The organism is Streptomyces sp. NA02950 (assembly GCF_013364155.1).
In the GTDB taxonomy this organism is placed as follows: domain Bacteria; phylum Actinomycetota; class Actinomycetes; order Streptomycetales; family Streptomycetaceae; genus Streptomyces.
This window is the reverse complement of the sequence record NZ_CP054916.1, coordinates 661,258-678,248: the sequence shown is the minus strand read 5'-3', so window position 1 is coordinate 678,248 and position 16,991 is coordinate 661,258. Positions and strand designations below refer to the sequence as shown.

General features: G+C 71.6%; 14 protein-coding genes and 2 pseudogenes. 11 read left to right on the top strand and 5 right to left on the bottom strand.

Annotation, left to right across the window (positions count from 1 at the left end; all coding sequences use genetic code 11):
* The first annotated feature begins 225 nt into the window (after positions 1-225).
* The 4 genes and pseudogenes from HUT19_RS43895 to HUT19_RS02720 all read left to right on the top strand — a co-directional run.
* Positions 226-351: a hypothetical protein gene (locus tag HUT19_RS43895; RefSeq protein ID WP_303331588.1), complete on the top strand. Its 126-nt coding sequence runs from the start codon at positions 226-228 to the stop codon at positions 349-351.
* Positions 352-489: 138 nt separating this feature from the next.
* On the top strand, positions 490-1,467 hold the full coding sequence (locus tag HUT19_RS02730) for a TerC family protein (protein WP_176178880.1): 978 nt from the start codon (positions 490-492) through the stop codon (positions 1,465-1,467).
* Positions 1,468-1,773: 306 nt separating this feature from the next.
* Positions 1,774-2,148: a hypothetical protein gene (locus tag HUT19_RS02725; RefSeq protein WP_176178879.1), complete on the top strand. Its 375-nt coding sequence runs from the start codon at positions 1,774-1,776 to the stop codon at positions 2,146-2,148.
* Positions 2,145-2,733 (top strand): annotated as a pseudogene (locus HUT19_RS02720) (universal stress protein); the annotation flags it as partial. The gene HUT19_RS02725 and the pseudogene HUT19_RS02720, both read left to right, overlap by 4 nt.
* A gap of 179 nt (positions 2,734-2,912) precedes the next feature.
* Here the strand turns inward: HUT19_RS02720 and HUT19_RS02715 are convergent.
* Complete coding sequence (locus HUT19_RS02715; RefSeq protein WP_176178878.1) at positions 2,913-7,334, bottom strand: hypothetical protein; 4,422 nt, start codon at positions 7,332-7,334, stop codon at positions 2,913-2,915.
* A 441-nt stretch (positions 7,335-7,775) separates the two neighbouring features.
* Between HUT19_RS02715 and HUT19_RS02710 the strand changes: the two genes are divergently transcribed.
* The 4 genes from HUT19_RS02710 to HUT19_RS02695 all read left to right on the top strand — a co-directional run bounded on the left by HUT19_RS02710 (position 7,776) and on the right by HUT19_RS02695 (position 13,003).
* The gene (locus HUT19_RS02710) at positions 7,776-9,002 is read left to right on the top strand and encodes a haloacid dehalogenase-like hydrolase (protein WP_254886108.1); all 1,227 of its coding nucleotides are present in this window, start codon (positions 7,776-7,778) and stop codon (positions 9,000-9,002) included.
* A 399-nt stretch (positions 9,003-9,401) separates the two neighbouring features.
* Complete coding sequence (locus HUT19_RS02705) at positions 9,402-10,391, top strand: FkbM family methyltransferase (protein ID WP_176178877.1); 990 nt, start codon at positions 9,402-9,404, stop codon at positions 10,389-10,391.
* A gap of 171 nt (positions 10,392-10,562) precedes the next feature.
* Positions 10,563-11,132 (top strand): PadR family transcriptional regulator, encoded by a 570-nt coding sequence (locus tag HUT19_RS02700; RefSeq protein WP_176178876.1) that lies wholly within the window; start codon positions 10,563-10,565, stop codon positions 11,130-11,132.
* A gap of 146 nt (positions 11,133-11,278) precedes the next feature.
* Positions 11,279-13,003 carry an acyl-CoA dehydrogenase family protein gene (locus tag HUT19_RS02695; RefSeq protein ID WP_176178875.1) on the top strand — a complete coding sequence of 575 codons (1,725 nt, stop codon included), beginning with the start codon at positions 11,279-11,281 and terminating at the stop codon, positions 13,001-13,003.
* A gap of 245 nt (positions 13,004-13,248) precedes the next feature.
* Here HUT19_RS02695 and HUT19_RS42715 read toward each other — a convergent pair whose 3' ends face one another.
* Positions 13,249-13,410: a hypothetical protein gene (locus HUT19_RS42715; RefSeq protein ID WP_254885398.1), complete on the bottom strand. Its 162-nt coding sequence runs from the start codon at positions 13,408-13,410 to the stop codon at positions 13,249-13,251.
* A gap of 176 nt (positions 13,411-13,586) precedes the next feature.
* Here HUT19_RS42715 and HUT19_RS42710 point away from each other — a divergent pair, with 176 nt between their 5' ends.
* A complete protein-coding gene (locus tag HUT19_RS42710) occupies positions 13,587-13,880 on the top strand; it encodes a hypothetical protein (protein ID WP_254885397.1) in 294 nt (97 codons plus the stop codon).
* A 60-nt stretch (positions 13,881-13,940) separates the two neighbouring features.
* Here the strand turns inward: HUT19_RS42710 and HUT19_RS02685 are convergent, their stop codons facing one another.
* From HUT19_RS02685 to HUT19_RS02675, 3 genes are all read right to left on the bottom strand, one after another.
* Positions 13,941-14,327 (bottom strand): PPOX class F420-dependent oxidoreductase, encoded by a 387-nt coding sequence (locus HUT19_RS02685; protein ID WP_176178874.1) that lies wholly within the window; start codon positions 14,325-14,327, stop codon positions 13,941-13,943.
* A gap of 76 nt (positions 14,328-14,403) precedes the next feature.
* Positions 14,404-15,204, bottom strand: a complete 801-nt coding sequence (locus HUT19_RS02680) for an aminoglycoside adenylyltransferase domain-containing protein (RefSeq protein WP_176178873.1) — start codon at positions 15,202-15,204, stop codon at positions 14,404-14,406.
* Between the two features lie 18 nt (positions 15,205-15,222).
* Positions 15,223-15,852 carry a methyltransferase domain-containing protein gene (locus tag HUT19_RS02675; RefSeq protein WP_303332567.1) on the bottom strand — a complete coding sequence of 210 codons (630 nt, stop codon included), beginning with the start codon at positions 15,850-15,852 and terminating at the stop codon, positions 15,223-15,225.
* Between the two features lie 173 nt (positions 15,853-16,025).
* On the opposite strand from HUT19_RS02675, the pseudogene HUT19_RS44175 reads away from it, so the two are divergent.
* Both HUT19_RS44175 and HUT19_RS02670 read left to right on the top strand, forming a co-directional pair.
* Positions 16,026-16,250, top strand: a pseudogene (locus HUT19_RS44175) (transcriptional regulator); the annotation flags it as partial.
* Positions 16,251-16,357: 107 nt separating this feature from the next.
* Positions 16,358-16,894, top strand: a complete 537-nt coding sequence (locus HUT19_RS02670) for a hypothetical protein (protein ID WP_254885395.1) — start codon at positions 16,358-16,360, stop codon at positions 16,892-16,894.
* Positions 16,895-16,991 lie beyond the last annotated feature (97 nt).

Genomic DNA, 16,991 nt, shown 5'->3' with positions numbered 1-16,991 from the left:
TGGCGGGAATCAGAGGGGCAGGTGACGCTGGACACACCCCCACCACCCTCTTCGACCCCACCGAAAGGGGGTCACGATGTCCCCCAGCCCCTCGCCCCGGCCTCGCCAGGCCGTGCCTGTCGCCGGCGTGGGGCCGGGGCCGGCGGACCAATCGCCCGCCGGGGTTCGCCATCTGTGGACGCTCTCCCAGCGCCGCCTGCCCACGGCCCGACGGGTGGAGGCGTGATGAACGGCCTGCACGCGCTCGCACCCTGGTGGCTGCTGGCGCTCGTGGACTTGGTCGTCGGCGGTCTGTGCCTCGCCCACGCCCTTCGCCCGCGCCGCACCACCGCCGTCCGGCGGCCCGCCTGAACCGGGGAGGTGAACGCCTGGACGAACTGAATCAGCGCCCGGGTCCGGCAGCCCTCCGTAACCCGCCAGGGCCTGGGACACCCCCCACTCTCTTCTCCGTCCTTGTCCTTCCGATCCGCCCGAGGAAGCCGATCCACCATGGATGAACTGTCGTTCGTCGTCCCGCTGTGGGTATGGGCCGCGGTCGCGCTCGGCATCGGCGTCTTGCTCGCCGTCGACCTGATCGCCCACCGCGACAACCATGTGATCGGCTTCCGCGAGGCCGCGCTGTGGAGTGGCCTGTGGATCGCCATCGGCCTCGGCTTCGGCCTCATCCTGTGGGCGTGGCAGGGTGGCGAGGCGTCCTCGACGTACTACGCCGGCTACCTGATCGAAAAGGCCCTGTCGATCGACAACGTGTTCGTCTTCGCGTTGGTCTTCTCCTTCTTCGCCGTGCCCGACGCCTACCAGCACAAGGTCCTCTTCTGGGGCGTCATCGGCGCGCTCGCGGCCCGGCTGGTGTTCATCTTCATCGGCGCCGAACTGCTCCAGGTGTTCTTCTGGACCGCCTACCTCTTCGGCGCGTTCCTGATCTGGACCGGCTACAAGATGGCCGTCTCCAAGGACGAAGAGGTCCATCCCGACCGCAACCCCGTCGTCCGCCTCGTCAAGAAGATCATCCCCACTGACCCGCGGTTTCATGGCGACAGGTTCTTCACCCGCATCAGCGGCAAGCGAGTGGCGACCCTGCTGTTCGTGGTCCTGGTCGCCGTCGAGGCCACCGACCTGATCTTCGCCGTCGACTCCGTCGCCGCCGTCCTGGCGATCACCACCAACACCTTCATCGTCTGGACCGCCAACGCCTTCGCCGTCCTCGGCCTGCGCAGCCTGTACTTCTGCCTGGCCGGACTCCTGCGCCGCTTCCGGTACCTGCACTACGGGCTCGCGGTCCTACTCGCCTTCGCCGGCGTCAAGCTCATCCTGTCCGAGACCCCTGTGGGCAAGCTGCCCATTCCCCTCACCCTCGGCGTCATCGCCGTCACCATCACCGTCTCCATCGCCTGGTCCCTGATCGCCACCCGCGGCCAGCAGCCCCCCCATCGCCCAGAGCACGCCGGCTGGGACGGCAGAAGGTGACGCCCCCGGCGCGGCAGCGCACGCGCCGGTCACGAGCCCGACCACAGCCCCCAGGGCACGCACACGCACAGGAAGGAACCGCCGTGACGACGCTCCGCCTCTCCCTACCGGACGCTGCCGCACCGGCCCCGACACGGGTACACCTCTACCGCTTCTCCTCGCGACCCGGCGCCGGGGTCCTGGCCCTGTTCACCGGCTCGCGCGCCGATCAGGCCGTGGCCGCCCGCGCTGCCGGCCTCGCCCGCAGCGGACACCCCCGTCACCGCCGCGGCCCTCGTCCGCTCCACCGGCTTCAGCATCAACGCCGTGCTGCACCACGCCCGACACCGGCGCTTCCAGGCCGACACTGACGCCATCCTCGCCCCTGTGCTGCCCGTCATCGCCCGCGCCGGCCCTGTGCGGACCACCTCCCTGGTCGTGCCCGCCCGAGTCAACCCCTACCGGGCCTTGCCCGCCGGCCGAATCGAACGCGTCGCCGGGCGTCTCGGCAACGACGTGATCCTCAGCCCGGTCCCCCTGCCCGGACGCACCCTGCATCCCACCGGGCCTGCCGCACAGCCACCCGCCCGCGAGCGCGCCGTCGACGGCGGACAGGATCATCGCGCACGCGGGAGCGGCGGCCGCCGAGCCTGGCGGCGCCTGCCGCACGTGACGGCCGCGGAGATCGGAGGTGCGCTGTGAACGCACATGTCGTTGTGGGAGTAGATGGTTCGGCGTCGAGCCTGGAAGCGGTCGAACTCGCAGTCCGCGAGGCACGCCTGCGCGAGTGCGGGCTGAGAGTGGTCCACGCCTTCACCTGGCCGATGATGCACGTGCCGCTCGGCCCCTCACCCCTCGGCCCGCCCGAGGGCGGACTGCGCAACATCGCCGACCGGATGCCTGCCGAGGCAGTCGAGCACGCACGGTCCACCGAACCGGAGGTGGAGGTCACCAGCGCCCTCACCACCGGCGAACCGCTCACCGTACTGGAAGCCCGGTCCCGCACGGCCGCGCTGGTCGTGGTCGGCACCCGCGGCGCCCGGAGGCTTCGTAGGGCTGCTGGTGTGGTCGACGGCGGTGCACCTGGCAGCGCACAGCCATTGCCCCGTCCTCGTGGTACGAGAGCAGGAACGTCCCGCCCAGCAGGTCGTGGTGGGCGTCGACGGCTCCCCGGCCGGCGACGCCGCGGTCGACTTCGCTTTCACCGAGGCCGCGCTGCGACGCACGTCCCTGACCGCCCTTCATGCCTGGACCCTGTGGAACGCCGCCGTCCCCGAACTGCAGGACGACGGCTTGGCGTACACCGAGCCCGAACAGCGCGAACCCGATGCGCACCCGGGCCGCTGGGAGGCCCACGGGCTGGCGGCGCTGCGCGCGGCCGTGGACGAACGGGTCTGACGGCATTGCGAGGTGGAGGCTCGGCCCCCGCGCAACGGGCGCCGAGCCCCGGACCGCACGTCCGGACGTCAGACCAGCGGCGGCTTGGCGGCGTGCTCCAGGAGCGCCGCCACGGTGACCGGCGCGCCGGGCCGCGGCCAGTTGCGGTCCTTGCCGGTCAGCCCGGCGTAGAGCCGCTGCCAGGCCGCGGGGCTGTCGCCCAGGTGCCGGTCGGCGAGGGTGACGAGTTCCTTGGTGGCGTCATGAACGGTGTTCTCCAGCGCGGTGGGCAGTTCGTGCCGGAGGGCGGCCTCGCGGAGATAGTGCAGCACGCGGTTGGCGCCTTCCGCGTGGTGGAGGAGGTCGGAGCCGGTGAGCAGGGAGGCTTCAAGGAAGGAATCCAACGTGGCGCCGAACCTTTCGCGGCGATCGCCCGGCTGGGGCGGGGCCGTGATGGCCGCGCGAGCCAGCTCGTGACTGCGTTCGGCGAGGGCGCGGGCGGGGACGGGTGACCAGCGTCCCGTGATGCCTCTGGCCACCCCCGGCGGGGCGTCCGGGAGCCGGACGAGTTTGCTCCACACCCGTTCCGGGAGCGGTTCCTCCTCATGGGCGCGGACCAGGACGTCCCAGTCACGGCGGTAGGGCAGGTCGAGGATCTTTTCCTCCTCGTACTCCTTGCACGCACGCAACTTGGCGACCAGCCGCTCTGTGCTCAGCTCGAGATCGAGGCGGGCGGTGAGGACGGCGTCGGGGTCGGGCGAGGCCAGCGCTTTGGTGGCGACCTTGGCGGCGGCGGTGCTCAGCAGGCCGCGGTCGACCAGGGAGCGCAGATGGTCCGGGCCGCCGTGGCGCAGGGAGTTGCGGGCGACGAGGAGATGGTCCATGAGCGGGACCCACTTGCCCCATGACACGATCGCGTGCTCGACGAGTTCGGCGTCGGCCGCCTCGGCCAGGACGCGGTAGGGGTGCAGGTAGCCCCGCCCGATGAAGGTGAACTTCTCCAGCAGCCTGGCGCGCAGTTCGGGGGTGAGCGGGAGAAGGTCGTCCGGGCCGGTGGCGGGGCGGCCCTGGGGACGGCGGGAGAGGATGGTCCGGCGGATCTCGGGTGTGGAGCTGTGGGGGGTCGGGCCGTAGAGCACCGCGTTGACGACGGGGTCGTCGGCGCTCAGGAGCCGCCGCCACAGCCCCGGGTGCTGCCTGGTGGCATCCGGATCCTTGGCGAGGACGAGCAACGCCGCGCGATCACCATGCGTGCACACATGGTCGAGGACGGCTTCGGTGAGGTGTTTGCGCGCGCAGGCCTTCTCGATCAGCGTGAGCGCCGCCCGGGGATCCAGCCGCGGCAGGACGGCGGCCAGCGCGTCGGCGTCCGCGTGCAGCAGCAGCCCGGCGGCCGCCGGGGTGAGGGCCGTGGGTGCGTCGGGGCCGTCGTCGGTGGTGGCGTGGTCGAGCAACTCGCCGAACGGCCGCCGGGCCCGCTCGGTGTCCATGGCGGCGAGTGCGCGCAGCCAGCGGCGGGGGTCGGCGCCGAGCCGGCCGTCGACGAGGCGGCGCACGGCGCGCAACTGGTCGGCACCGCCGCGGTCGCGCCAGGCGGCCGGCAGCGGGTCCAGCCGCTCCGCGGGCTGCCGGGCGACCATCTCGCTCGGGGCGATATGGCCGTTGCGGCAGGCGGCCAGCTCCTTGATGACCTCCCATGTGCGTCCCGTGAAGCCCGCGTAGGCCGGACCCCGCTGGGAGGCCAGCACCTTCACGGCCTGCGCGGTGCCATGCGTACGGCACGCCTCCTCGAGCCAATCGGGGTGTGCGTGCCCGGGGATGTCGGAGGAACTGGTGTCGGCGAGCTTCTCCAGGACGTCGGAGTCCGTGGGCAACGGGGCGCCGGGGACCAGGTTGCGCAGCAGGTCGATCGCGGCCACCGCGGCTCTGGTGTCCAGGGCCTCGTCAAGGCGCTTGCGTTCGGCGAAGTGGAGGTTCTTCTCGGGGGGTGCGGGCGCCGGCTCGTGGGCCGCAGCCTCGGCCTCGGCGTGCTGCCGGCTCGCGTCGAGGCGGGCGAGCGCTTCGGCGCCGGGCCGGGGGCCGGCGGCCTGCGCGGCGGCGGTGAGCAGTTCGGCGAGGGTGCCGGTGAAACTCTCGACCAGGTGGAGCGCGATGACCCATCCCTCGGGATGGCCGGCCAGATGCTCCCGCACCAGCTCCCTGACGCGCCGTCGGGCCGCGGCGCGCACGGCCGGGTCCTCGTCGTTGAAGAGGCTTGCCAGGACCGCGGGCGCGGGACGGGCGGTGTCGATGAGCCGTTCCGCCGAGAGGGTGCCCTGCCGCACCGCGTCGTCGAACCAGCGGCCGTGGCGGGGCCAACTCTCGTTCTGCAAATAGACCAGCGGATCGAAAACGCCGTCCTGCAGGGCCTCCGTGCCCGCGACCCCGTACGGCCGGGACGCGGTGAGGGCCACCCGGATCTCCTCGTCGACATCCTCGTGGCGCAGGAGTTCCGCGATCGGCTCGGGTTCGAAGGTGTGCTCGTGGTGGGCGGCGATCAGACGCGGGAAGTCGTACGTGTACGGCTCGTGAACGATGGTGCGCATCAGCCGGCGAGTGGCGTTGCGGCCGCCGGAGTGTGCGAACTCCCAGGGCAGTCGGTCGGGGTCCTCGTACGGTTGCATGTCCGCGCGGAGGCGTTCCACGCCGTCGGGGTGGCCGAGCGCGGCCCGGGTGTCCTCGATCACCTGCCGGTTCCAGGCGCCCTCGGGAAGCAGGGCGATCAGCGTGCGCACCGCATCGGGGCCGCCGCGCTCCCACACGCGGACCACGGCGAAGCGGTGCATCTCGTCGGTGGGGAACAGCTGCCAGGCGTGCGCGACGAGTTCGGGGTCCCCGCTGGTCACCAGCGGGGTGCACAGGAACTTGTCCTCGCTGGCGAGGAGTTCGGCGCGCAGCCGCGCGTCGAGCGGGAGCGGCTCGGTACGGCCGGGGGTGCGCGGAACGCCGGAGGCGATCGCGCGCCGCAGCGTCAGGGTCGCCTTCTGGTTGCGGTACACCGTGCCGTTGACCGCGGGCTCGTCGCGCTCGACCAGCCGGCGCAGCTCGCGCGCGCCGAGCGCCACATTGCCCCCGATGGCGGCGCGGGCGCGCGGATCGGCCGCCGCGAGCGCGGCATCGAGGGCGTGCGCGGGCAACGCGCCCTTGCCGAGCAGGGCGGCCAGCAGCTCGTCGGGCAGCTGGGGGAGGAGATCGCGCAGGTCCTCGGGCTCGGCGGCGTACAGCAGGGAGCGGTACGGCTTGCTCAGCGCGGGCACCTTGGCGGTGGGCGCGGGCGCGGGAACCGTACCGTCGGCGATGGCGGCCAGAAGGTCGGCGAGGGTGCCCTTGTGGCGGGACAGGGCGACCCGCAGAGTGGCCCAGCGGCGGGGGTCGGCGCCCAGGTGGCGGCGGAGCCGGGCACGCAGCGGCGCCGCTGCGGCGCCACCGACCTCGGCGAGGGCGGCGGCCGCGGTACGGGCGGGGACCACACCGTCGAGGACGGCCGCGCCGGTGTCCTCGTCGGCCTCGCCCAGGGCGGTGGCGAGCCGGAGGAGTTCGGGGTGGCCGGGGGTACGGGCGGCGGCGCGCAGCACGGCGGCGCAGGGCCGGGCAATGTCGGCGACGGTGACGGGGTGGGCGCGGTAGAAGTCGGCGAGCAGCGGCTCGGGGCAGTCGGGACGGGCGGCCAGGATCCGTACGGCGGCCTCCGGCAGCGGCTGTGAGCCATGGGCCGCCGCCAGGGCGTCCCAGTCCGGTGTACGGCGCCAGCCCGGCTCGGCCTCACCGGCCCGCAGACCGGCTATCAGGCCCTCGGCTCCTTCGGCGGCGATGACGGCGGCCCGCAGACGGCAGGCGCCGTCATCACCGTCGAGCGCCGTGCGGGCGACATCGCCGACGTCCCCGCGCAGCAGTGCGGTGGGGGCGTCGAGGAGGGCGCGCAGCCGCTCGGGGTGCGGCAGCAGGCTCTGCACACCGCGCAGTTGCTCGGCGGTGGTCAGCGCCGTACCGCAGGTACGCAGGGCGTGTTCGGCCACCTCAGGCACGTCGCTGACCACGGCGGCGGCGATGAAGTGGCCGAGGCCGGGCGGATCCTGAGTGGTCGCGCGAATGCGGTCCAGCAGGGGCGTCAGGGCGGTGGACGCGGGGTACCGGCCGGGTGCGAGGATCCGGCGGCGCATCCAGGGCAGGGCCGCGGGGTGCTCGTACACGGCTTGGTCGACGACGGGATCGGGCCGCTCCAGGGCGATGGCCAGATCATCCGTGGTGAGGCCCTTCGCACGCAGCACGGCGCGCCGTACCAGCGCATCGGGATCGCTCACGGCGTGTGCACGGGCCTGGTCGGTCAGCTTCGCCCACGTGAGGTAGTGGGGCTCGCCCTCCCCCAGTCGGTGGCGCACCCGCCCGGCGTCTCCGGGGGCCGCGCCGTCGAGGAGGAGGGCCAATAGCCGTGCGCCGTAGGGATTGTAGGGGTTGGCGGAGCCCGATGTCACTGATGGCGTCCCTTGCGTCCGTCGGGGTGGTCCCGGTGTGCGGTGTGTGCGGACGGGGCGGGCCACCGCGGCCACCTGGATCGTGGCGGCGCGGCTGCCGATTCCCCCGTGGGGGTAGCTCATCACATGCGGTGCCGGACGGTCAGCCGGGTGCCTTGTCACCGTCCGGGCCCGGCCTCATGCGGTGTCACCGTCCGGAGGTCGCCCCGGTGTCGGCCGCGGAAACCACCGGTCCGTCGAAGACGTCGCAGGGTCCTGCCCGGGCCCGCTTCTGCGTGGTTGCATGACTCGGTACAGTCCCTGATCTATGCCGAAACGTTTCTCTTCGCGCTCGGCAAACACGCGCCCCTACGCCCAGGAGGCCCCATGCCCCGTAAGCAGGCTCTCAGGCCGGCGATGACGTGTCTGGCGTTCGCGCTCGCCGCCACCCTCAGCGCCCCGATGACCGCCACCGCCCGTGACACCCCGGACCCCCGTGCGTCGCGTGCCGAGTGCCCGCAGCTCAGCAAGGACGTCCCGTGGTACGGCAACAACCGCGCCAGACTCCAGCACATGATCGACGAACGTGGAACATGTGCCCAGGGTTCCGGCACCGGTGCACCGAAACCCGTGGCCGCGTTCGACTGGGACAACACCGTCGTCAAGAACGACATCTCCGACGCCACCCTCGCGTGGATGCTCAAGCACGACAAGATCCTCCAGCCCGCCGGCTGGCGCGCCACCAACACATGGATGACCGACGCCGCCCACCGCGCGCTCACCCGCGCCTGCGGCACCTCCGTACCGGCGGGCCGGCCGCTGCCGACCTCGACGGACACCGACTGCACCGACGAGATCCTCGACATCTACGAGGACGAGAAGACATCGGCCGGGGACACCGCCTTCAGCGGGGTGTGGAATCACCGGCGGACCGTTCCCTCGTACGTCTGGATCACCCAGCTCTTCGCCGGGCACAGCCCCGAGCAGCTCACCGCCTTCGCCCGTGAGGCGCGTGCCGAGAACCTCGCCGCACCGATCGGCACGGAGCAGAAGGTCGGCACACACAGCTGGGCCGGTTATGTGCGCTACTACGAGCAGCAACTCGACCTCATCCACACCCTCCGGAAGGCCGGATTCGACGTCTGGGTCGTGTCCGCCTCCGCCGAGCCGATCGTGCGGGCCTGGGCTCCGGGCGCGGGTTTCGCGGACAACCGTGTCGTCGGCATCCGCAATGTCATCAAGGACGGCCGACTCACCACCGGTGTGCAGGGGTGCGGCGACGTCAAGGACAACACCCGCGGTGACGTGCTGACGTATATGGACGGCAAACGCTGCTGGATCAACAAGAGCGTCTACGGCATCAAGGGCGCCGAGGCCTGGCGGAAGCAGGACCCCGCGCACCGCATCGCGTTCGGCGCGGGCGACGCGGAAACCGATGTCACCTTCGTCAATGACGCCACGGCCGGACACCTGGCCATCAACCGCAACAAGACCGAACTGATGTGCCGGGCCTACGACAACGCCGACCGGCGGTGGGTCGTCAACCCCATGTTCATCGAGCCGAAGGCGCGCCAGAAGATGCCGTACCCCTGCGCCACCAAGGGGTACATGAACACCGATGGCGCCGAGGGTCCGCTCCGGCGCCCCGACGGATCCGTCGTTCCGGACCAGAAGGACCGGGTGTTCTAGCGCCGCGCGGGTGCTCCGCCAAGGCCGGCCCGGACACCGGGCCCGGCCGCCCTCGCCGTCGGCACCACCCGGCGGACCCTGGAGCGCCGGGTGCGCGAGTGGCTGGACACCACGCCCTGCGCCGTGGTGCCGGCTCCGCGCCGAGCGGGCCGACCATCTGCGGCGTACCACGGCCCTCAGCGAAACGGACATCGCCCAGCAGGTCGGATACGGCAATGCCGGGCCGCTCAAGGCCCTGCGGGTTCACGGAAACTCCCACCCGGCGGCTGACTGACGGCCGCTCCATATGGGGCTCCCGACGGGTCCGGGTGCCCGCGAGCCGGGAGGGCGGAGCTGCGCATGTGCGCTAATTGGCTGCAAGGGGGGTCCGGGACGGCTGATGCCTGCGAGGCTGGCTGAATGAGGACTCTTTACAGAAGACTGCTCCGTGTGCTTCCCCGGCTCGGAGTGCATGTGCTCGATCTCGGCTCGGGGACGGCCGTGCTGTCCCGGCGCGGTGAACGTACGCGCGTTCCCGTGGGCCGGGGAGCCGATCTGGTGACCCGCGGCAGCGGCACGTACGCGGTGACGCGGATGCGAGCGGGCATGTGGGCGGTCGCCCGCGACCGTGGTGACCCGCCCGGACCGTGGAGGAACGTTCCGCTCGGTGACACCGGGTCCGTGCTCCTCCTCGAGGAGAGCGGTTCGGCCGATGAACGAGCTGTCCAGCTTGCGGCGGCCGCGTATCTGTGTGCTCACCATGTGGCCGGGGTGCTGGAGAAGTACGGCGTGAACTGCGTCTTCGACGTCGGGGCCAATTCCGGCCAGTACGCGAAGAGCCTGCGCCGGCTCGGCTACACGGGCAGGATCGTTTCTTTCGAGCCCACCAAGGAGGCGTTCGCGAAGCTGGCGGCGGCCGCGGAGTCCGATCCCCAATGGTGGGTGTACCCCTTCGGCCTCGGACGCCAGGACGCCGCGGAGTCCATCCACGTGGACTGGAACACCATGAACTCGCTGCTCCCGCCCAGCGACTACGGCAAGGGCCGCTATCGGCGGTTCGCCAAGACGCGCACCGAGGAGATCGAGATCCGCAGGCTGGACGGCGTGATGGACAAGGCGCTGGCCGACCTGGCCGAGCCCCGGCCCTATCTGAAGATGGACACCCAGGGGTACGACCTGGAGGTGTTCGCGGGCGCCGGGGACCGGATCGGCGACTTCGTGGGGATGCAGTCGGAGGTGGCGGCGCTACAGCTCTACGAAGGCAGCCCGCGGATGAGCGAGGCCATCGCCGTGTACGAGAACGGCGGGTTCGAGATCACGGGCATGTATCCGGTGACCCGTGAGGCGACGACGGGCCGGGTGGTGGAGTTCGACTGCGTCATGATGCGCGCGGCCGCCGCCCCCCGGTGAATCGACGGCGGTTCCGCCGGGCCCTACGGGTGCCCGGCCTCGGAGCGGGTCCCGGACCGGAACGGTCCGGGACCCGCTCGGTCATGGTGCCCCGTCCGGCCGAGGGTGAGCCGTGCCTCATTCCGAGCGGTCTCCCTTGCTATGCAACGAGTTGCATAGCAGGATCGGGGCATGGCGCTCGAACACGCGATCCTCGTCTCCCTGCTGGAGCAGCCGGGATCCGGCTATGAGCTGGCCCGGCGGTTCGAGCGGTCCATCGGTTACTTCTGGACCGCCAGCCACCAGCAGATCTACCGCGTTCTCAAGCGCATGGAGAGCGATGGCTGGATCGGGGCCCGCGATGTGCCGCAGCAGGCCCGGCCGGACAAGAGGGAGTACTCCGTCGCCGAGCCCGGCCGGGCAGCCCTGTCCCAGTGGCTGCACGAGCCGATCGAACCCGAGAGCGTGCGGCACGACCTCGCAGTGAAGATCCGCGGCGCGGCCTTCGACGACCCGGCCGCGCTGATCAGCGAGGTCGAACGGCACCGCCGGACGCACAGCGACCGGCTCGCCCGCTATCTGGCAGGTGAACGACGGGACTTCACCGGCCCCGACGCCCCGGAGACGCCCACCGCCGGGCAGACGCTCCAGCACGTCGTGCTGCGCGGCGGTATCGCGTACGAGCGGATGACGCTCGACTGGCTGGACGACGTACTCGCCACGCTCCACCGGCTCCGTCCGGAGCGCGAACCCGAGCGCTGAACCCGAGTGCTGAACCCGAGCGCTGAACCCGAGCGCTGACCCCCGGGGCCTCGATGCGTCCGCCGCCCGGGCCGTCCCGCATGCCCTCATCCGCCACAACCCGCTCCACCCACCCCCGCAACCCTCAAGCCGGAAAGGCGACCCCCGTGGCCGACGCACTGCTGTTCAACCCGCGCACCTATGACCCGGCACACTTCGACCCCGAGACCCGCAGGCTGCTGCGCGCCACCGTCGACTGGTTCGAGGACCGCGGCAAGCGCCGACTGATCGAGGACTACCGCACGCGTGCGTGGCTGGCGGACTTCCTCGCGTTCTCCGCCAAGGAAGGACTCTTCGCGACCTTCCTCACCCCGGCCTCGGCCTCCGGCGCCGGGCAGGCGGACAAGCGCTGGGACACCGCCCGGATAGCCGCCCTCAACGAGATCTTCGGCTTCTACGGGCTGGACTACTGGTACGCCTGGCAGGTCACCATCCTCGGACTCGGCCCGGTCTGGCAGAGCGACAACGCCACCGCCCGCACTCGGGCGGCCGAACTCCTCTCCCAGGGCGAGGTGTTCGCCTTCGGCCTGTCCGAGAAGGCCCACGGCGCCGACATCTACTCCACCGACATGCTGCTGGCGCCGGACGGCGACGGCGGCTTCCTGGCCAGCGGCTCCAAGTACTACATCGGCAACGGCAACGCCGCCGGGCTCGTCTCCGTCTTCGGCCGGCGCACCGACGTCGAGGGCCCCGACGGCTACGTCTTCTTCGCCGCCGACAGCCGCCACCCGGCGTACCACCTCGTGAAGAACGTGGTCGACTCCTCGAAGTACGTCAGCGAGTTCCGCCTCGAGAACTACCCCGTCGGCCCCGACGACGTACTGCACACCGGCCGTGCCGCCTTCGACGCCGCCCTCAACACCGTCAACGTCGGCAAGTTCAACCTCTGCACCGCCTCGGTCGGCATCTGCGAGCACGCGATGTACGAGGCCGTCAGCCACGCCCACCACCGCATCCTCTACGGCCGTCCCGTGACCGCCTTCCCGCACGTGCGCCGCGAACTGGCCGACGCCTACGTCCGTCTCGTCGGGATGAAGCTGTTCAGCGACCGAGCCGTCGACTACTTCCGCTCCGCGGGCCCCGACGACCGCCGCTACCTCCTCTTCAACCCGATGACGAAGATGAAGGTGACCACCGAGGGCGAGAAGGTCATCGACCTGATGTGGGACGTCATCGCCGCGAAGGGCTTCGAGAAGGACACCTACTTCGCCCAGGCCTCGTCCGAGATCCGGGGGCTGCCCAAGCTGGAGGGCACCGTCCACGTCAACCTTGCCCTGATCCTGAAGTTCATGGGCAACCACCTGCTGGCCCCGGCCGACTACGCGCCCGTACCGACCCGCCTGGACGCGGCCGACGACGCGTTCCTCTTCCGGCAGGGCCCGGCCCGTGGCCTGGGTTCCATACGCTTCCACGACTGGCGCACCGCCTACGACGCGTATGCTCACATCCCCAACGTCGGCCGCTTCCGCGAACAGGCGGACGCCCTGTGCGAGTTCGTCAGGACCGCCGCCCCCGGCGAGGAGCAGAGCGAGGACCTGGACCTCCTCCTCGCCGTCGGCCAGCTCTTCGCCGTGGTGGTGTACGGCCAGCTGATCCTGGAGCAGGGGCGCCTGACCGGCGTCGAGGAGAACGTGCTCGACGAGCTGTTCGCGGTCTTCGTACGCGACTTCTCCGCATACGCCGTCGAACTGCACGGCAAGGACTCCGCCACCGCGGACCAGCAGCGCTGGGCACTGGACGCGGTCCGGCGCCCGGTCGTCGACGAGGCCCGCTCGGCCCGCGTCTGGGAGCGTGTCGAAGCGCTGGCCGGAGCCTACGAAATGGCCCCCTGACCACGGCGGTCCGCTCGTCCGCTTCCCCTGGCCCCGCGCGAACACCGTGACCCGGCCCTTCCGCGGGGGGCGACGGCGAAGGCGCCTGCACCGGGTTGTACCCGGGCAGGCGCCTTCGGTCGGCCGGTGTGGTCCGCGTACCGCGGGTTCAGGCCGGGGGCAGTTTTCCGCGCCCGAAGAGCTTCCGCTCGTCGTGCAGGGCGAACGGCGTGGTTCGAGATCGGCGATCCGGATGCCGAAGATCTTCAGTGGAGCATCAGCTCCGTCCCGAGGTCGTAGCCCGCACTGAGCGCCCACGCCGGGGCCCGGCCCCGGGTGGCCGCCGCGGCCCGTCCGGTCAGGTGCACCGAGAGATCCCCGCCCACTCCCGCGGTGTCGTACAGGAACACCTGGGCGCACGCCGGCACGGGCCGTCGCGCTGGCCGCGCCCTGAACGCGGGGTGTGCCGCCCTTGGTCCGCTGGCGCGCCTCGTGGAGCGCCCGCCAGCCGTGCGTACGGTCGTACCGGGCGCCGACGGCGAACGATCCGGTGGTGCGCTGGTCGGCGTCAAGCACGATGGGTCCGCCGGCGGTGAAGCGGTAGGTGAAGGTCACCTCGGTGCTCACCACGACCGGCACCGGACCCACCCCGAAGACGTGCCGTCCGGTGACCGCCGCCAGCGGCACCGTGACCTGTCCGGTGTCGGCGGTGCCCCGCGCCTTCCCGTTGCCCCCGCCAGCCGTAGCTGTACGAGCCGCCGGGGCCGGCGGCCGCGCACGCGGGCAGCGGGCCGTGCCCGCCGCGCCGGTCGTACTGGAAGATCAGCTCGGGCCGGAAGGCGATGTCACCGGCCGGGCCCACCGCCGCATCCACGGCCCGACGGACGGCCCCGGGTAGCGGCTGACCGAGGGGTGCGCTCCACACCGCCGGGGAGACACCGCCGGGGGGGACGGTGCGTCAGGGCTCCGCCGAGATACGGATGCCCACCGTGCCCGTCTTGCCGCGCCGCAGCCGGCTGCCCACGAGGGTGAGCCGGCCGAGCATGCCGTACTTGCGCGCCACGAGTCCACGATAGCGCTCGGTGGTGGCCGCGTCGCAGATCCCGGCGATGGCGGGCAGCTGTTCGCCCGTGGGGTTGCCGCGCACGTCGCACGGGCCCACCAGGACATCGCGGCGGTTGCGGATCCGCTTCACCTTCCACGAGTCGGTGGCCGTCCATACCCCCAGCGCCGGCCCGTCGGGCACCACCCAGACCGGGGTGGCGACGGTCGAACCGTCCTTGCGGTAGCTGGTGAGGAGCAGATACTTGCCGGTACCGAGCCGTTCCAGCCAGGTCTCTTCCATGCCGGAAGTCTAGGCGTACCGCCCTGGCCCAGGGCCGACCATGGCTGCCGCAAGCGGTGACCATGCCCGACGACGCTCAGCGCCCGTCCGCCCGGGCCGCCTCGTCGACACGTTCGCGAACCCACGCCAGGAACGCGCGCACCTCGGCGGTGGGCAGCGGGACCGCGGATGAACGGGGCCGCTCGAAGCTGTGCACGGCGGCCTCGATGAGCGGCCGGAATCCCTCCTCCGCCGTAGCGATGTCCTGTGCCGCCCCGCGCTTGGCCATCCAGCGACCCGTACGGCAGAACACCACCGCACGGCAGCCGTTGAGTACACGGTTGTCCGCGAGGTGGCCTTCGCCGTCGCTGTGCTCACGGACCGAAGCGCGGACCGCGGCGAGCACATCCGGGCGATCCGGTGCGGCGACCACCTCCCGTGCGGGGCGGCCGAACAGCGAGAGTCCGGCCTGATGGGCGACGGAGCGGTCGATGACGTACCAGAACGACGGGGACCGCGCCGCCTCGAAGCTGAGCCGGTCCGGCAGCAGCGGACCGGTGTTGAGGTCCAGAAGGTACCCCGCTTCACCGGAGGGACGGCCGACGAAATCCGTCCCGTAGACCACCAGCTCCAGCCCCGCCGCGGGGCACAACAGATCGGGGTGGGCGAGGGCCGCGGCCAGGTCGTGCAGAGCCGATCCGGACAGTGACGGCTCCACGACGACCGTCACATCGACATCGCTGCGCCCGTGCCAGTAGTCCTCCAGCGCGAGGGAACCGACCGCGAACACACTCACCAGATGGGGTCCGCACACCGCGCGTGCGCGCCGGACGAGTTCCCCCAGGTAGGCATGGAGCTCAGGGGGCAGAGACCGCGGCTCTTCGAGTGGGTGGATCATCCGCTCCCCTCCACCGGTCTACAGGTCGGCCACGAGGAGCCGGTAGCCGACATCGAGTGCTTCACGGTCGAGCAGGTCGGCATGACGTCGGTGCCATCGGCCGGAGGACAGGTCGTCGGACAGCCGGGCCAGGCCCGGTCGGAGCACCTCGTCGCCGGTCTGGGCGAACACCGAGATACCGGCCCGCACTTCCGGATCGAGATATGCCTCGGGTCGGCGCCAGAACGCGGCGAGGAATCCGTCGGTGCAGTCGTGCGGGACGGGGACGGTCTCGACGCGGGCGCCGCCCAACAGCGTGACCAGGCGGTCGATCGCGACGGCTCGTGTGTCGTCGAGCGCGGCTGCCTCGGGCAGGTACTCTTCCAGCAGCCAGAATCCGCGGCTGATGGTGTAGTCCCAGGTGAGGATGACGATCCGCTGCCGGGCTATGCGGAGAAGCTCCCCGATACCGGCTTCCAGGTCGCCCCAGTGGTGCACGGTCAGGAGGGCCATCGCCGCGTCGGCCGAGTCGTCAGCGACAGGGATCGACTCCGCGGACGCTTCCAGGGCCCGCGCGGATCCGGCCGGACGCTGAGCGATCATCACGGAGCTGGGTTCCACAGCGAGCACCGTCTGTGACGGTTCATAGGAGCCGGTACCGGCCCCCACGTTGATCACGGTGGCAGCACCACCGAGAGCTTGATGGATCCTGGCGGCGATGCGGGGATCCGGTCGCCGGGTGTGAGCGTACGTCGTACCGATGCTGTTGTAGGTCGCCACACCGTGCAGTATGCGCTACCCGTCAGAACCGGGTGAGGCGATCGCGTTGTTCAGTTTGGCCCATGGCGAGCCCTGACGCCTCCCTGCCCCGCGACGACGCCGCACCGCGCTGCGGGAATTCCTGCGCAGCCGCCGAGCCCGCGTCTCACCGGCTGATGTCGGCATGCCGGACGGGGGCCGACGGCGCACACCGGGTCTGCGGCGCTGAGGAGGCCGCGGGGCCGGCAGGGGTCGGAGTGTCCTGGTACACGTGGCTGGAGCAGGGGCGCGACATCAAGGTGGCCGAGCAGGTCCTCGACGCGATCGCCCGGGTACTGCTGCTGGACTCGGCCGAGCGCGCCCATCTGTACCGCCTGGCGGGTTCAACCCGCCGCAGGCCGCCGCCGCGCCGTCCGTGGCGGTCGCGCCCGAGATGCGGCGGCTGCTGGACGCCTGGTCCCCGCGGCCCGGCTGCATGCGCGGCCGCCACGGGAACTTCACCGCCGTCAACGACGCGGTGCGCGGGGTGTTCGGCTACAGCGAGAGCGACCACAACTGTCTGGTCTCCTTCTTCACCAACGTCCGCTACCGGGTGCTGCACCAGCACTGGGCGGAGACCGCACCCGACGTGGCCGCCGCCTTCCGGGCCCGACGTGGCGCGCTACCCCGGACGATCCGGAGTTCGGCCGCGTCGCCGCTGACCTGGCCGCGGTCAGCTGCGAGTTCGCCGAGCTGTGGTGCGCGCCACGATGTGGCCGAGCACACCAGCGCGGTGAAGGCGGTCGATTACTACGAGGCCGGAGCGATGGTCTTCGGCGCCACGCTGCTTCCCCTGCCCGAACACCCCGGGCACCACCTGATCCTGCACAACCCGCGCCCCGGTACGGAGACCCAGCGGCGGCTGGAGACGCTGATGCGGCAGCACAGCCTGGTGGTGCCACACCCAGGATGAACGGACACTGCCCGCAGTGCTGCCGGTGGCCCCGGGGTCGACGACATGAACAGCAGCGAGCCGCAGATGAAGGCAGTGACCATCCTCGAGTTCGGCG

Bases quoted from the DNA above. Each gene is read 5' to 3' on its own strand.
- HUT19_RS02700 (WP_176178876.1), top strand. From the start codon at position 10,563: ATGGCGCTCGAACACGCGATCCTCGTCTCCCTGCTGGAGCAGCCGGGA.
- HUT19_RS02730 (WP_176178880.1), top strand. From the start codon at position 490: ATGGATGAACTGTCGTTCGTCGTCCCGCTGTGGGTATGGGCCGCGGTC.
- HUT19_RS02685 (WP_176178874.1), bottom strand. From the start codon at position 14,327: ATGGAAGAGACCTGGCTGGAACGGCTCGGTACCGGCAAGTATCTGCTC.
- HUT19_RS02705 (WP_176178877.1), top strand. From the start codon at position 9,402: ATGAGGACTCTTTACAGAAGACTGCTCCGTGTGCTTCCCCGGCTCGGA.
- HUT19_RS02710 (WP_254886108.1), top strand. From the start codon at position 7,776: ATGACCGCCACCGCCCGTGACACCCCGGACCCCCGTGCGTCGCGTGCC.
- HUT19_RS02680 (WP_176178873.1), bottom strand. From the start codon at position 15,204: ATGATCCACCCACTCGAAGAGCCGCGGTCTCTGCCCCCTGAGCTCCAT.
- HUT19_RS43895 (WP_303331588.1), top strand. From the start codon at position 226: ATGAACGGCCTGCACGCGCTCGCACCCTGGTGGCTGCTGGCGCTCGTG.